The 15,118-nt window shown below is 47.3% G+C and carries 12 protein-coding genes, 3 tRNA genes and 2 pseudogenes; 9 read left to right on the top strand and 8 right to left on the bottom strand.

The annotated features are described in order from the left end of the window. Nucleotides 1-85: 85 nt before the first annotated feature. The 5 genes and pseudogenes from serC (at nt 86) to JCM15908_RS03115 (ending at nt 4,278) form a co-directional block, all read left to right on the top strand. Entirely contained in the window at nt 86-1,156 is a 1,071-nt protein-coding gene (serC, locus tag JCM15908_RS03135; RefSeq protein ID WP_025002234.1) for a 3-phosphoserine/phosphohydroxythreonine transaminase, read from the top strand. Between the two features lie 68 nt (nt 1,157-1,224). Next, entirely contained in the window at nt 1,225-2,142 is a 918-nt protein-coding gene (locus tag JCM15908_RS03130; protein ID WP_025002233.1) for an NAD(P)-dependent oxidoreductase, read from the top strand. A gap of 152 nt (nt 2,143-2,294) precedes the next feature. Beyond that, nucleotides 2,295-3,541: pseudogene (locus JCM15908_RS11960) on the top strand (DUF1015 domain-containing protein). Nucleotides 3,542-3,551: 10 nt separating this feature from the next. Continuing rightward, nucleotides 3,552-4,142, top strand: coding sequence for an IMPACT family protein (locus JCM15908_RS03120; RefSeq protein ID WP_025002232.1), 591 nt, complete (start codon nt 3,552-3,554; stop codon nt 4,140-4,142). Nucleotides 4,143-4,186: 44 nt separating this feature from the next. Further along, nucleotides 4,187-4,278 (top strand) — tRNA-Ser (locus tag JCM15908_RS03115). Between the two features lie 291 nt (nt 4,279-4,569). Here JCM15908_RS03115 and JCM15908_RS03110 read toward each other — a convergent pair. The 8 genes from JCM15908_RS03110 to JCM15908_RS03075 all read right to left on the bottom strand — a co-directional run bounded on the left by JCM15908_RS03110 (nt 4,570) and on the right by JCM15908_RS03075 (nt 10,249). After that, nucleotides 4,570-5,205, bottom strand: a complete 636-nt coding sequence (locus JCM15908_RS03110) for a class I SAM-dependent methyltransferase (RefSeq protein WP_036892695.1) — start codon at nt 5,203-5,205, stop codon at nt 4,570-4,572. A gap of 1,428 nt (nt 5,206-6,633) precedes the next feature. Then, nucleotides 6,634-6,707, bottom strand: a tRNA-Asp gene (locus JCM15908_RS03105). 24 nt (nt 6,708-6,731) lie between these two features. After that, nucleotides 6,732-6,805 (bottom strand) — tRNA-Asp (locus JCM15908_RS03100). Nucleotides 6,806-6,895: 90 nt separating this feature from the next. Beyond that, nucleotides 6,896-7,420 (bottom strand): GNAT family N-acetyltransferase, encoded by a 525-nt coding sequence (locus JCM15908_RS03095; RefSeq protein ID WP_306303698.1) that lies wholly within the window; start codon nt 7,418-7,420, stop codon nt 6,896-6,898. Continuing rightward, a complete protein-coding gene (locus tag JCM15908_RS03090; protein ID WP_025002229.1) occupies nt 7,417-8,616 on the bottom strand; it encodes a glycosyltransferase family 2 protein in 1,200 nt (399 codons plus the stop codon). Before JCM15908_RS03090 ends, JCM15908_RS03095 begins: the two co-directional genes overlap by 4 nt. 127 nt (nt 8,617-8,743) lie before the next feature. After that, entirely contained in the window at nt 8,744-9,115 is a 372-nt protein-coding gene (locus JCM15908_RS11955; RefSeq protein WP_051530748.1) for a hypothetical protein, read from the bottom strand. Nucleotides 9,116-9,126: 11 nt separating this feature from the next. Continuing rightward, nucleotides 9,127-9,735, bottom strand: coding sequence for a recombination mediator RecR (recR, locus tag JCM15908_RS03080; RefSeq protein WP_025002228.1), 609 nt, complete (start codon nt 9,733-9,735; stop codon nt 9,127-9,129). Nucleotides 9,736-9,754: 19 nt separating this feature from the next. Further along, nucleotides 9,755-10,249, bottom strand: a complete 495-nt coding sequence (locus JCM15908_RS03075) for a hypothetical protein (protein ID WP_025002227.1) — start codon at nt 10,247-10,249, stop codon at nt 9,755-9,757. 301 nt (nt 10,250-10,550) lie between these two features. Between JCM15908_RS03075 and JCM15908_RS11950 the strand changes: the two genes are divergently transcribed. The 4 genes and pseudogenes from JCM15908_RS11950 (at nt 10,551) to JCM15908_RS11945 (ending at nt 15,108) form a co-directional block, all read left to right on the top strand. After that, a complete protein-coding gene (locus tag JCM15908_RS11950) occupies nt 10,551-12,014 on the top strand; it encodes a glycoside hydrolase family 10-like protein (protein ID WP_234396359.1) in 1,464 nt (487 codons plus the stop codon). Then, the gene (locus JCM15908_RS14995) at nt 11,944-12,258 is read left to right on the top strand and encodes a hypothetical protein (RefSeq protein WP_234396365.1); all 315 of its coding nucleotides are present in this window, start codon (nt 11,944-11,946) and stop codon (nt 12,256-12,258) included. The genes JCM15908_RS11950 and JCM15908_RS14995 overlap by 71 nt, the downstream gene beginning before the upstream one ends. Nucleotides 12,259-12,293: 35 nt before the next feature. Next, nucleotides 12,294-12,731, top strand: coding sequence for a DUF6078 family protein (locus tag JCM15908_RS03065; RefSeq protein WP_234396358.1), 438 nt, complete (start codon nt 12,294-12,296; stop codon nt 12,729-12,731). A gap of 227 nt (nt 12,732-12,958) precedes the next feature. Continuing rightward, a pseudogene (locus JCM15908_RS11945) lies at nt 12,959-15,108 on the top strand (Tex family protein). Nucleotides 15,109-15,118 lie beyond the last annotated feature (10 nt).

The following is a 15,118-nucleotide window of genomic DNA, read 5'->3' as shown; positions in this document are numbered from 1 at the left end:
GCTACGTAAAAGGTTGAAAATGTGTTTTTAACGACCTGAACAATAAAAAATCAAGAATTATACATCAAATTAAATATAATATCAGATGAAGAAGTACAATTTTAATGCAGGCCCTTGCATCCTTCCGCGTGAAGTGATTGAGAACACTGCAAAGCAGATTTTGGATTTTAACGGTATTGGTCTTTCTTTGGCTGAAATCAGCCACAGATCAAAGGATTTCCAGCCTGTAATTGATGAGGCTGCCGACTTGATTAAGGAACTCCTTGATGTTCCTGAAGGCTATTCCGTACTCTTCTTGGGTGGTGGTGCTTCACTTGAATTCCACATGATTCCTATGAACTTCTTGGTTAAGAAAGCCGGTTATCTGAATACTGGTGTATGGGCAAAGAAGGCTATCAAGGAAGCTAAGATGTTTGGCGAAGTTGTTGAAGTTGCATCTTCTGCAGAAGCCAACTACACTTATATTCCGAAGGGATATGAAGTTCCTACCGACCTTGACTACCTGCATGTAACTACCAACAATACCATCTATGGTACTGAAATGCGTGAAGACCTTAACGTTCCTGTACGTCTTATCGGTGATATGTCTTCCGATTTCTTGAGCCGTCCAGTTGACGTTTCTAAGTACGATTGTATCTACGGTGGCGCACAGAAGAACCTTTCTATGGCAGGTGTAACTTTCGTTATCGTTAAGAACGATGCCTTGGGCAAGGTAGGTCATCCTATCCCAACCATGCTTGACTACCAGACACATGTAGACAAGGGCTCAATGTTCAATACTCCTCCTGTAGTTCCTATCTACACTGCATTGGAAAATCTCCGTTGGGTGAAGGCTCAGGGCGGTGTTGAGGCAATGGCAAAAATTGCTAAGCAGCGTGCTGACCTGTTGTATGGAGAAATTGACAGGAATAAATTGTTCCACGGTACTGTGAAGGAAGAGGCTGACCGCTCTTACATGAACATCTGCTTTGTTCTCAACGATGAGTATGCAGACCTTCAGCAGGAATTCTTTGACTTTGCTACTGAACGTGGCATGGTTGGTATCAAGGGACACCGCAGTGTTGGTGGTTTCCGTGCAAGCTGCTACAACGCACAGACAGTAGAAGGCGTTCAGGCACTTGTTGATACAATGAAGGAATTCGAAGCTAAGCATTAATAAATTGTAAAATCCAAGAGCCTATATGGCCACTATGCCATATAGGCTCAACTAATTCCATAAGAACTATGAAAGTATTAATAGCAACTGAAAAACCATTTGCTCCTGCTGCTGTAGAAGGTATCAAGAAAGAATTACTTGAGGCTGGACACGAAGTAGCACTCTTGGAAAAATATACCGACAACGCACAATTGCTTGACGCTGTCAAGGATGCCGATGCTATGATTGTACGCTCCGACAAAGTTACTCCTGCCGTATTAGATGCAGCAAAGCAGCTCAAGGTTGTAGTTCGTGCAGGTGCAGGCTACGACTCAATTGACACAGCATACGCAAAAGAAAAGAACGTTGTTGTAGAAAACACACCGGGACAGAACTCTAACGCTGTAGCCGAGTTAGTTTTCGGTATGTTGGTTTCTGCTGTTCGTAACTTCTATAACGGCAAGGCTGGTACAGAGCTAATGGGAAAGAAGCTCGGTATTTTGGCATTTGGCAACGTTGGTCGTAATGTAGCACGTATTGCCAAGGGATTTGGCATGGATGTTTACGCATACGATGCTTTCTGCCCAGCAGACGTTATTGAAGCTGCCGGTGTACATGCAGTAAAAACACAGGACGAACTTTTCCAAGTAAGCGACATTGTTTCCCTGCACATTCCTGCAACTCCAGAAACAATAAAGAGCATTGACTACCGTACTGTAAATCAGATGCCAAAGAAGGGTATTCTCGTAAATACAGCGCGTAAAGAAGTCATCAATGAAGAAGAATTGCTGAAGTTGATGGGCGAACGCGAGGATTTGAAATTCGTTACAGACATCAAGCCTGATGCTGACGAAGAATTTAGCAAGTTCGAAGGCCGCTATTTCTCTACTCCGAAGAAGATGGGTGCACAGACAGCAGAGGCCAACACCAATGCAGGTATCGCAGCAGCCAAGCAGATTAATTCTTTCTTCGCAACAGGCGATACGAAATTCCAAGTAAATAAGTAAGATTTGATAATTCTGTCTATAAACTGGCGTGAGATGGGAATAACAAAATCCATCTCACCCGGTTATATAAATTCCAACCTTGTACCTACCTGAATAAATTTTGATAAACTTATTCCTAATCTAAGTAAAACACTGAACCAAAAACAATTCCTATGGCAAAGATTAAACCTTTTAAGGGCATACGCCCACCCAAGAACTTTGTAGAAGAAGTTGAAAGTCGCCCCTATGATGTATTGAACTCAGAAGAGCACGCGAAGAAGCAGGCAACAACGAAAAGAGCCTCTACCATATTATTAAGCCAGAAATAAACTTCGAGGAAGGTACCAGTGAGTACGACCCACGCGTTTACGAAAGTGCAGCAGAGCATTTCCAGATGTTCCAAGACAAAGGCTGGTTGGTACAGGACAAAGAAGAAAACTACTACATCTATGCACAGACGATGAATGGCAAGACCCAATACGGATTGGTCGTAGGTGCATACGTAAATGACTATATGACGGGCGTGATTAAGAAGCACGAGCTGACACGCCGCGACAAAGAAGAAGACCGAATGAAGCATGTGCGCGTCTGCAATGCGAATATTGAGCCTGTATTCTTTGCTTATCCTGACAACAAGCTGCTTGATGAACTCATCAACCGATATGCAGCAACAACCCCTGAATATGACTTCATCGCTCCGATTGACGGCTTCCGCCATCAGTTTTGGGTTATTTCCGACAAAAAAGACATTCAGGCTATCACAGAGGAATTCGACAAGATGCCAGCCCTATATATTGCCGATGGACATCACCGTTCAGCAGCTGCCGCCCTCATTGGTGCAGAGAAAGCTCAAAACAATCCTAATCACAAGGGCGACGAAGAGTATAACTACTTCATGGCAGTCTGCTTCCAAGCTAGCCAGCTGACCATTCTTGACTACAACCGTGTTGTAAAAGATTTGAATGGCATGGAGGCTGCTGATTTCTTGAAAGCACTGGAAAAGAACTTCACCGTACAGCTTAAGGGAAAAGAAGAATATCATCCACAGCACCTGCATGAGTTCTCCCTCTACTTAGATGGAGCATGGTATAGCCTTGTTGCCAAAGAAGGAACATATAATGATGCAGACCCCATTGGCGTATTGGATGTAGATATATCCAGCCGTCTGATTCTTGACGAACTTATGAACATCACCGACCTTCGCTCTGACAAGCGCATTGACTTCGTTGGTGGACTTCGTGGATTGGGCGAGCTGAAGCGTCGCGTAGACAGCGGTGAAATGCGCTGGGCATTAGCTCTCTATCCTGTTTCCATGCAGCAGATTATGGACATTGCAGACAGCGGTAAGATTATGCCGCCTAAGGCAACATGGTTTGAACCAAAACTACGTTCAGGACTTGTTATCCACAAGTTGGACTAACCAAGATTGAATGACAGATAAATATACGACAATAAAAGAGAATTGCATAGGCGAGGGACTTTACACCGAGAAACGGAGTAAGTTCCTCGCTTTTGCGCATCATGTTGATTCGGTAGAACAGGCAATGGAGATTATACAATCCTATCGGAAAAAATACTATGATGCGCGCCATTGCTGCTATGCCTACAAGATTGGTCCCGAGGGCGAAGAGTTCCGAGCCAATGACGATGGAGAGCCATCCTCTACGGCTGGGAAGCCTATTTTAGGACAGATAACAAGTAATGGACTAACTAATATACTAATTTGTGTAGTCCGCTATTATGGTGGAGTTAATTTAGGTACAGGAGGACTTATCGTAGCTTACCGTACTGCCGCCGCCGAAGCTTTAGAGCACAGCGAGACGGAAGAAAGATATGTAGAGAACATCATAACCTACTCTTTTACTTATCCCATGATGAACGATGTAATGCGAATACTCAAGGAGATGAATCCGCGCATTATCAGCCAACAATTTGATAATACTTGTGAATTAACCTTATCCATCCGTAAAAGCATGGCAGAAGAACTCCGCACCCGCCTGAAAAAATTATCCTTTGAATAGTTTGGCATTATCAATATTATTCAGTACTTTTGCACTCACAATAAGGAAGTATGGCAGAGTGACCGAATGCGCTGGACTCGAAATCCGGTATACGCCTTACCGCGTATCGGGGGTTTGAATCCCTCTACTTCCGCCAGTATCAAAGGATATGCCGTTAGCATATCCTTTTCTTATCCCTACGGAGAAAAAGCTACTGCCTTTTATCACAACAGAATTAAAACAAGGAGCATTGTAGATTATGCCACCGCCATACCTATTTCCGGAGCGGGGGACAAGTTTTAAAAGTGTATCCTACATGATAATACCAAAAAGGGTGAAAACATCAGACATGCTGCTATCCGAGAGTGAAGTCTTGGACAACAGCAGCTTTTAGTATTACCTACTCAGAATTCTTGAAAATCCTTACTCCTTTATATGTTCATAAGTTTCAGTCATTTCTAACAACAACAATTCTCGTAAGGTCAAACAGATTGCACGAATAGCTTTTTACGACATTCCAATCAACTTCTTCTACATATTCCTGATAGGAGAATTGAGACTGAAAACCTATCTTTGTAGCAAACGGACTGACAATTTTCTCAAATATCGCCCAAAGTGATTTGACACCAGAAAAGTGATTGGCAATGATTATCAGCCCATCTTTCTTGCATACTCTACGCACTTCCCTAATAAGTTTGTCTGGATTTGGAGTTACAGAATAAGTATAAGGAAGGGTTACACAAGAAAACTTTTTATCTTCAAAGGGCAAATCCTCCCCGTTTACCTGCATCAAAGAAACGTTTTCTTTTCGGTCGTCGCCTATCTTTTCCTTTGCCTTTTCAAGCATTTCCTTGGATATATCCACACCAGTTACCATCATTTCCTTAGGATACATAGGCAGCATTAGGCCCGTACCTACGCCTACCTCCAACACATCCATTGTATCAATGTTTTTCATCTCTTTTATGATGGCTTTGCGTCCTTGCTGAAAAATCCGGCCGAACAAAAGGTCATACAATGGTGCATAACGCTTGTAACACTTCATTACCTTCTTCTCGTTTGTGTAGTTTTTCTCAGTTTTCATTATTGAGTTATTATTCCCGTCTTGGGAATAAAAGTTATTTGTAATATAAATTTGTTTGGTTATAGCGCACTTCACATTCAATTCAGTGACGATTATATTGAAATATATCGATTCGAATGTCATAATGCTGTACCTGAAGCCATAGAATCTATTATTTCATAGATAGAAAAGTAATGAATATATTAGAAATAGCTAATCTTAATATTATTATTCATTATCATCGATTCCATCTCAAATCCAATCGTTTTTATATCTGTTTTAATGGTGGTTATCTTCTTTGCCAAATATTAACTGAATAAAAAAGGCATTGTTTGTAGCTGACAACCGGACTAATGGTATTGCTACCAATGAGCCTGATGATAAAGCATAGTGATGAACAGTGCAACTATTGCTGCTGACATGTTCCTGAGCTGATGTTGTTGCTTCATTGTATTTGTTATTTCATGTTTTTATATCTCCCTGCTGTTTTTCCTGTAGGGACGTAAAATCCCATTTTGGATTATGCCCACACAGGATAGGAATGTCTGTATGATTTGGCATGGGACAACAGACTTAAACATTTGCCAAAACGTACGCCAAACAATTCATATCCCATGCTCTGAATGGAATTGATAGGCATATTGTACGGTGTTTCGCTGCCGTTTTCATGCTGCAATTTGCTGTTTTTAAGTATTACGGGGGAGGTAGTGGTTTGAACATCCATCCCTATCTTCGCTTGCAAATATACTCCTTTTTCTTGATAATGGCAAGAAATAGAGGGAAAAGTTCTCTCTCGGCTTGTTTTTTACACAAGGGTGCAAGGCAACTATCAAGTTCATAACTAATTGACTACTTTAGTCAAAATGTCCTTTAGTGTCTGACAAAGCTATTTTCCTTCGGCACTCTATTGTATTTCTATTACTTGCTTACTATGTCTTGTCCTCCAATTCACCCAACTCAGCTTGTTGGGGTATGATGTTGTCAGATAAATTTACTCACATTCCCCTATTATTCCCAGTTCTGAAAGTTCAGTATATATTCAACTATATAAAAGTTGAAAATCTTCCTGCTTAGTAGAGTTTTGAGTTTAACGGGGTTATTCTGTCGAAGAGACTGGAGAAGAAAGCGATAGATTTCACGCTGTCTTTATATCATAAAACGGAAAAAAGAAAAGCATGATTGTACAGATGTTTCAGATTGTCAGAGACTACATGCTTTACCAATATAATCAAAGTACCATTTTCACTACATGAAAGTGCCGTTTTGAAAGAGCGAAAACGATACTTTGGTATAGCCATAGCATTACCTCTATCGTTGATTATGGCCAATATGCCAGAAATGTAATTGTCTGCAAAGCAAATTATTCACGCCTATTACCTTTGCGCCGTCCATTATTTCTTATACAGCTTATATCAACAAAAAAATCCGAAGTAGAACTTCGGATTTCTGCGGTGCGTACGAGACTCGAACTCGTGACCTCCTGCGTGACAGGCAGGCATTCTAACCAACTGAACTAACGCACCAATGGTGAAAACGGATGAACTATGCGGTGCGTACGAGACTCGAACTCGTGACCTCCTGCGTGACAGGCAGGCATTCTAACCAACTGAACTAACGCACCTTTTTGCTTTAGAAAAAAAGTCGCTCTTCCGTTTTGCGAGTGCAAAGATAGTAATAAAAAATAAACCTGCCAAGGAGTTACTGAAGTTTTTTACAAAAAATGTTGCAGCAAGATAGCATCACGATAGCCATTTCCAAAACGCAACCAATCTGTAAGAACAGCTTTCTCATTAAAGCCAAGGGATTTAAGACAATTAAGAGAAATCCTATTGCCAATATCAACATAGGCATATATCTGATGCAAATGCAATATGTCATTTCCGTATCTTAACATCTGACTGATAGTCGCCCGTCCATATCCCCTACCCCGGAATTCCTTGAGAATAGCTATCCCCAATTCTGCCCTCTGATTCTTTGGGTCGAAATTAATCAGGTCAACGATGCCTACAACCCTGCCTGCCTGTGTTTCAACCATCATTCTTACCTGTCCGTCACGGTATATATCATTTGTAGCATTGGCAATATAATCCCTCAGTACATACCTGCTATATGGGACATTTGTTCCTCCAATGTTCCAAAGCTCCATGTCGTTTTCCAAAGAATATAGTAAATCCAAATCCTCTGGCTCCATGGCACGAAGACGTATTTCACAATTTGCATTTTGAATATCCATCATTTTAGAACCTCTTCTCCCGTAATGATACATTTAGATTGGCGATTGTATATTCCGATATATACATTATCCATTGGAGAATCTGAAAATATATCAAGAATGTCTGCATAGCGGTATGCCCCATCATCATAAACAACATACACCTGCCGTCCTGCATTATCACTTTCTCCCATAAACTCCAAGTGTCCTTTCGGAAAACGGACGCGGTTCGCAGTAATGAATTGTGCAGATAACCCCAACCTGTCTGCTATTGACTTGAAATTAGCCTGCATATCCCTTTCACCTATAAATATAAACTTCGGATTGTATTTCCGACCGGGCCGGAACAAGCCCAATGATTTTAGGATTCTGCTGTACAACATCCCAACCAGCGAAGTAAATGCCTTGCAGTAAATTGCTATCTTTATAGGTATGCTCAAAAGGAAGCTCATGCTTCCATAATGCTTGCGGAAAAAAATCAACATAGCATCATAGAAGACATGTACGTACCGGAAACTTGACTTCTGCGTGCTCTCGCCCTTATAGTGAAGAATCTTTGCAGGATAGTACCAATTGGCATAGCCACTTTTGAGGATGCGAAAGCTCAAGTCAATGTCTTCTCCATACATGAAAAAATCTTCATCCAACAATCCTGCCTTGTTCAATGCCGAACGACGAAGAAGACAAAAAGCTCCACTGACGACATCAATCCGAACAGGCTTGTCCCATGGAATGTCGCCCATATAGTATGCGCCCATCCGTGGATGCTTGGGAAACCGGCTGCACAAGCCTATCATTTTATAAAATGAAACCATCGGCGTTGGAAGACCTCTTCTGCTTTCTTTTGCCTTCCTGCCATCAGAGTTGAGCATCTGTACCCCCAGACTTCCCGCATCCGGATGCAAATCCATAAAGCCCAACACATCGGAAAGAACGTTTTCACCTATCCAAGTGTCCGGATTCAGCAACAGAACATATTCTCCTTCAGACCTGCGGATTGCCAAGTTGTTAGCGCGTGCAAATCCCAAATTGTGCATGGATGCTATATAATGAACCTTGGGGAATCTTTTTTTGAGATACCCCAAAGACCCATCCTTAGAATGATTGTCAACCACGTAAACCTCAGCTTCAATGCCCGACAATGCCCTTTCCAAGCTATACAGGCATTGCCCTAAATAGAATTTGACATTATAATTGACAATTATGACACTTAACTTCATTGTATTGTGTTTTCGCTATAAAAAAGTGAGCACACCTTCTATTCGCCCCCCTGTCTGCAGAAGAGCTGAAACTCCCGTGAACATCTGCCTTCGGTAGGATAAACAAAGATACTTGCAAGAAAAAGAATCAAGCCAAATAAAAGAATCCACTTAAAGAGCCAAACATATAATAAAACAACGTGTTCAGCAGCATGGGTACACATAGCATGGACATTCTCACAACCGACCATGTCAGAAACCGCTTTCGCATGCAGTCTTCTCCTTCTCCGTCATTGGCTGCCTGTATTTTCCTAATCCTAAACAGATAAAGCGCAAGGGGCATCAATGCCAAGGTGGCAAGCTGCATGATGACTTGTACCATCATTAACAATGTATTATACTCTTCGCCAAACCATTCCCCGGAAGGCAGCACACCGCTCTCAAACAACGCAGCCAAACATATAATCAGCAGGATGGTTACATAATACTCGGACAATAAAATCTTTCTAACTTCGCGCATATTAATATCTTCTACGTATCCAAGGCCGTTCGGTTAAGTATACTCCTACCCAACGTAACCTCATCGGTATACTCCAACTCGTCTCCCACAGAGATTCCACGGGCAATGACCGAAACCTTCACGTCAAAATCCTTTATTCTCTTGGAAATATAGAAATTTGTCGTATCGCCCTCCATAGTGCTTGACAATGCAAGGATGACCTCCCGGACGCCGCCTTCCCTTACCCGCTCTACCAAAGAATCGATTTCCAAATCATTGGGCCCCACTCCGTCCATGGGCGAGATGACCCCACCCAAAACATGATACTTGCCAAAAAACTGCTGGGTATTCTCTATTGCCATGACATCCTGAATGTTCTCAACGACACAGAGAAGACCAGAGTCCCGGCGAGTGTCCCTGCAAATAGGACAAATCTCAGTATCCGAAATGTTGTGGCAGACCGTGCAATGCTTAATCTCGTGCCGCGCCTTACGCACGGCATCGGCAAACTCGTCCACGGCCTCAGGTGTTTGCCGCAGCAGATGGAGCATCAGGCGCAGGGCCGTTTTGCGCCCGACTCCGGGCAATTCGGAGAACTCATCTACAGCCCGTTCTAACAACAATGATGGATATTGCTGCATTTATATGTTGCCGAAAGGATTAATCGTCGAACAGATAGATACCCAAGCCTACCTTAAAGCCAATGGTAGAATAGTCGGAATTTTTGAATGAATGATCATAGTAGACGGCAGGCTCTATCGTCACGGAACGGTTGATGAAGAACGCATAGCCGACTTCCGCACCCGGCATCACATCGTTATAGCTGTGATTGGCGTGCAAGAATTTGCAGTTTGCCCCCAGATAGAGTCCGTTCTGCGTAATATAGTAACGGGCACCAGCTCCCAACGCTATATGGTCTGCCACAGCCTCCGACCCATTGTGCTCTGCGCTTACCGTTGCCAGAAGCATTACGTCGTCCCAAGCCAAATAGCCGGCTTTGGCCTCTACCCCCAAGTTGAACCCGTCCTGTCCATTATAATGAAGGTCAAACCCTGTTACAGATGCCCCCAAATATCCTTTTCCCTCTTGGAATTGTGCGCTTACGCCCAATGTCAGCAAAAATGCTGTCGCCAGAAGCAATAATCTTTTCTTCATAATGACTTTATTTGTGTTATAATTATTTAGACTAAAATACAATGTCAATACCATGTTCCTGCAGGCTTTACCCTTTCAGATACTGCACCCGGCCGCAGGGACGGACGACAATGTCCGGCCGCCTCCACGCCTTGCCGGGCAAGGGGCTGACGAGAGACCGAATGAAATCTTTTTTGTTCATCATATAAATCTATCACAAAGGTAGATGAATTATTTGAATTACAGAAATATTTGATTATCTTTGTAAACTAAAAAATAAAAACAAGATGCCCCTTTATGGGCATTTGATTTGCCATCACTTATGAAAAAAGTAGTTTTACTCTCCCTCTTATGCTGCTTTCCCTTTCTTCTCCGACCGCAGGAAAAGCAGGCCAAGGCCTTTGTAAACTTCAACCTTCAGGCTGCCCCCAAGCGCGAGACCAGAGCTGTCTGGCTTACGACATTCTCCAATCTGGACTGGCCGAGAACACGGGCGACATCCCAACAGACGATGATACGGCAAAAGCAGGAGCTGACGGAACTGCTCGACAAGTTCGCCAAGGCCAACATCAACACCGTACTTCTACAGGTCAGGGTGCGAGCAGCCGTAATCTACCCCTCCGCCATCGAGCCGTGGGACAAATGTCTCACGGGAAAGGAGGACGGCTCGCCCGGCTACGACCCCCTGCGCTTTGCCATAGACGAGTGCCACAGGCGCGGCATGGAGCTGCACGCATGGATTGCGGCCATGCCGGCAGGCGAATGGAAGTCGCTCGGATGCCGCAGGCTCGCAGCCCGGGGATACAAGATAAGACGCTTCTCCACGGGAGCATACATGAGTCCCGACGACAGCCGGACGGCAGGCTACCTTGCAGACATCTGCGCGGAGATTGCAGAAAAGTACGACGTGGACGGCATCAACCTCGACTATATAAGGTATCCCGACGGATGGCCGCGCCCAAGCGGCAGGAACGGCGATACGCCGGACAACAGGCGGAGGAACATAACCCGGATAGTACAGGCCATTCACGACCGCGTAAAGCCGATGAAGCCTTGGCTGAAAATATCGTGCTCGCCCATCGGGAAACACTCCGACCTCAGCAGATATTCCTCGAAAAACTACAATGCGCGCGACAGGGTCTTTCAGGATGCTCAGGCGTGGCTGCGAACGGGACTGATGGACCAGCTCTACCCCATGCAGTACTTCCGCGGCGACAATTACTTCCCGTTCTGTGCCGACTGGATGGAGAACAGCCACGGGGGAGACGTCATATCGGGACTGGGAACCTACTTCCTCTCGCCCACCGAGGGCAACTGGACGATGGCCGACCTCACAAGGCAAATGAGCGTAAGCCGGAGCCTCGGCATGGGGCACGCACACTTCCGGGCCAAGTTCCTCGCCGCCAACCTGCAGGGAGTCTACGACCACGAGCGACTCTTCAACACATCGGCCGCCCTGCCCCCTGCCATGAGCCGGAGCAGCACGATGCAGCCCCTTCCGCCCACCCCGCTATTCACGGACAACCGGCTCTCAGCCTTCCACGAGAGAAACATCGTAGAATTTCGCTGGCAAGGCAACTCCCCCTACTACAACATATACATGAGCGACCGGTTTCCCGTCGACGTTACAGACCCGCGCAACCTCGTCGCCCAACGGCTCGGCAGGAAAGCCTTCTATATAAGAATGGAACCGGAAAAGCGGAACAGACGCTACTTTGCCATCACCGCCATGGACAGATTCGGCAACGAAAGCAGGCCGCTGCAGGAAACCAACGCACCATCATAGCCACGGCGGCTTCATGGCAAACGACGGACGGACGCTGCAGCTGCCGGGCGACGCGGAAAAGACAGACGCCGGCTACTACATCGCCGAAAGCCTTCAGGGCCAACGCCTCCGCATGCTTCCCACCGCCGGCGGCCTCAGCCTGAACATCGCCTGCCTGCCCGACGGCGTCTACATGCTGCGAGTACACCTGCGCAAGCAGAAAAAGCCCCACCGAATAGGCCGCTTCATCATCAGAAGACGATAAAACAACAATATCCATAACAACAAAATCCAAACATCATGATAGAACCAAAATACGAAGACCTCCCCATAAGATGGGCCGTCTGCTTCCTCGACCAGTGCAGCCGCAAGGACGAATGTCTGCGCTACAAAGCCGCCCGGACGCTGCCCGACGGCGAATACATGGCCTACAGCGTAGTCCCGGCCGTGCTCAGGCAGAAGAAATGTCCCTGCTTCCACCCGATAGAGATAGTGCGCACGGCAGTAGGATTCGAAAACATCTTCCGCAACGTGAAGGCACGCCACGCCTCTTCCATCCGCTCCGACATCGCCAGCTTCCTGCACGGCAACGGAACATACTACCGCTACCTGCACGGCAAACGCAGGCTCATGCCCGAGCAGCAGAAATGGATTCGCCAGCTTTTCAAGGACTATGGCTACACTGACGACATAGAGTTCGACGGCTATCAGGATTGCCTTCGATTCTACGACACCTGACCTTCCTAAAATTACCACCCGATGGTAATCCAATTACCACACGATGGTAATCCGATTACCACACGATGGTAAACCGATTACCACCCAGTGGTAAAAAACACAGCCCGTTTACCCAGTTATGGATTGCGTGGAAGAGAGGCAAGTACATCATATTATATATTAAGACAACCCTAATCATAAACACATAAAACATTCCGCTCCCACAGGGAGATACGGAGACTCTTTTCATGAACAAATACACCGCACACATAGCACGCACGCTCTCGCTGCCGGAGAAGAGCGTCGACGCGACGCTGACGCTGCTCGACGAGGGCTGCACCATCCCCTTCATAGCACGCTACCGCAAGGAGCGCACGGGAAACCTCGACGAGGTTCAGATAACGCGCATCAGCGAGATGAACGACCGCCTGAAAGAACTCGGCCGGCGCAAGGAAACCATCCTCAAAACCATCCGCGCGCAGGAAAGGCTCACGCCCGAGCTTGAAAAAAAGATTGAGAGTTGCTGGAATCTCACCGAACTCGAAGACATCTATCTGCCCTTCAAGCCAAGACGCCGGACAAGGGCGCAGACAGCCCTCGGGCACGGACTCGGGCCGCTCGCCACACTCCTGCTCCTGCAAAGGGAACAGGCACCTGAACGTGCCGCAGCCCGGTTCGTCAAAGGCGACATTCCCAATGCTGAAGCCGCCCTGCAAGGTGCCAAGGACATCATAGCCGAGCAGGTGTCGGAAGACCAACAGGCACGCAACACCGTCCGGGCGGCCTACCGCCGCGCAGCCGTCATCGCCTCGAAAGTCGTCAAGAAGAAGGAAGACACGGACGAGGCGCAGAAGTTCTCCGACTACTTTGACTTCTCCGAACCGCTCCGCCGGTGCACCTCCCACCGCATGCTCGCCATGCGCCGCGGCGAGGCGGCAGGCATCCTGCGCATAAGCATCTCCGTTGACGGCGAGGAGTGCACGGAGCGGCTCTGCCGTCAGTTCGTCCGCGGACGCGGAGCCTGCCAGACACTCGTGGCCGAGGCCGTGGCCGACAGCTTCAAGCGGCTCATCAACCCGAGCATAGAGAACGAATTCGCCACCCTCAGCAAGGAACGTGCCGACGACGAGGCCATCCGCGTGTTTGCAGAGAATCTACGCCAGCTCCTGCTCTCCGCCCCGCTCGGCCAGAAGCGCGTCCTCGCCCTCGACCCCGGCTTTGCCAACGGCTGCAAGACAGCCTGCCTCGACGGGCAGGGCAACCTCCTCCACCACGAGATTATCTATCCCCATCCGCCCAAGCGGCTCTATGCACAGGCCACCATAGCCACACTGCGCATGATAAAAGACTTCGGCATCGAGGCCATAGCCATTGGCAACGGCACGGCAAGCGGGAATCGGAAACATTCGTCCGTGAAGTCATCGAGCAGATAGATGAGCAATCACCAAGACCGCAGATATACGTTGTCAGCGAGGACGGTGCCTCCGTCTACTCCGCCTCCGCCGCGGCCCGTGAGGAGTTCCCCAGCGAGGACGTAACCACCCGTGGGGCCGTCTCCATCGGGCGCAGGCTCATGGACCCGCTTGCCGAACTGGTGAAGATAGACCCCAAGAGCATCGGCATCGGACAATATCAGCACGACGTAGACCAGCCGAAGCTCAGGCACTCGCTCGACCAGACCGTCGTGAGCTGCGTCAACCAAGTGGGCGTCAACCTCAACACGGCCTCCAAGCACCTCCTCACCTACGTCAGCGGTCTCGGGCCTGCCTTGGCGCAGAACATCGTAGACTATCGCCGGGAGCACGGAGCGTTCACCTCACGTGCGCAGCTCAAGAAAGTGCCCCGTCTCGGCAGCGTAGCTTATCAGCAGTGCGCGGGCTTCCTCCGCATCCCCGGGGCCGTGAATCCGCTTGACAACACGGCCGTCCATCCCGAGAGCTACCACATCGTGGAGCAGATGGCAAAAGACCAAGGCTGCACGGTAAAGGAACTGATACTCTCCCCCGACCTGCAAAAGGACATTCAGCTTCAAGACTATATTACCGCCGGGACAGGACTCCCGACTTTAACCGATATTATGAAGGAGCTGGAAAAGCCCGGCCGAGACCCGCGCGGAGAGATGGAAGTATTCGAGTTCGACAAGAGCGTCCACACCATCGACGACCTCGTTGAGGGAATGGAGCTACCCGGTATCGTTACCAACATCACCAACTTCGGCGCCTTCGTCGACATCGGCGTGCATCAAGACGGTCTCGTTCACATCTCCCAAATCGCCGACCGCTTCGTCAACGACCCTACACAGGTTGTCCGCCTTCATCAGCACGTCCGCGTCCGCGTGGTACAGGTTGACCAGCGACGTCACCGCATCGCATTGAGTATGAAACACGTCAAACAGTAAAAAATCAAAA

It is taken from the genome of Prevotella dentasini JCM 15908, assembly GCF_000614065.1.
Lineage (GTDB): Bacteria > Bacteroidota > Bacteroidia > Bacteroidales > Bacteroidaceae > Prevotella > Prevotella dentasini.
The sequence above is the reverse complement of the archived record's forward strand: the minus strand, read 5'-3'. Positions and strand labels throughout refer to the sequence as shown.

What these genes read in the sequence shown, in the direction of transcription:
- serC (WP_025002234.1), top strand. Translation starts at nt 86, where the DNA reads ATGAAGAAGTACAATTTTAATGCAGGCCCTTGCATCCTTCCGCGTGAA.
- JCM15908_RS03130 (WP_025002233.1), top strand. Translation starts at nt 1,225, where the DNA reads ATGAAAGTATTAATAGCAACTGAAAAACCATTTGCTCCTGCTGCTGTA.
- JCM15908_RS03120 (WP_025002232.1), top strand. Translation starts at nt 3,552, where the DNA reads ATGACAGATAAATATACGACAATAAAAGAGAATTGCATAGGCGAGGGA.
- JCM15908_RS03110 (WP_036892695.1), bottom strand. Translation starts at nt 5,205, where the DNA reads ATGAAAACTGAGAAAAACTACACAAACGAGAAGAAGGTAATGAAGTGT.
- JCM15908_RS03095 (WP_306303698.1), bottom strand. Translation starts at nt 7,420, where the DNA reads ATGATGGATATTCAAAATGCAAATTGTGAAATACGTCTTCGTGCCATG.
- JCM15908_RS03090 (WP_025002229.1), bottom strand. Translation starts at nt 8,616, where the DNA reads ATGAAGTTAAGTGTCATAATTGTCAATTATAATGTCAAATTCTATTTA.
- JCM15908_RS11955 (WP_051530748.1), bottom strand. Translation starts at nt 9,115, where the DNA reads ATGCGCGAAGTTAGAAAGATTTTATTGTCCGAGTATTATGTAACCATC.
- recR (WP_025002228.1), bottom strand. Translation starts at nt 9,735, where the DNA reads ATGCAGCAATATCCATCATTGTTGTTAGAACGGGCTGTAGATGAGTTC.
- JCM15908_RS03075 (WP_025002227.1), bottom strand. Translation starts at nt 10,249, where the DNA reads ATGAAGAAAAGATTATTGCTTCTGGCGACAGCATTTTTGCTGACATTG.
- JCM15908_RS11950 (WP_234396359.1), top strand. Translation starts at nt 10,551, where the DNA reads ATGAAAAAAGTAGTTTTACTCTCCCTCTTATGCTGCTTTCCCTTTCTT.
- JCM15908_RS03065 (WP_234396358.1), top strand. Translation starts at nt 12,294, where the DNA reads ATGATAGAACCAAAATACGAAGACCTCCCCATAAGATGGGCCGTCTGC.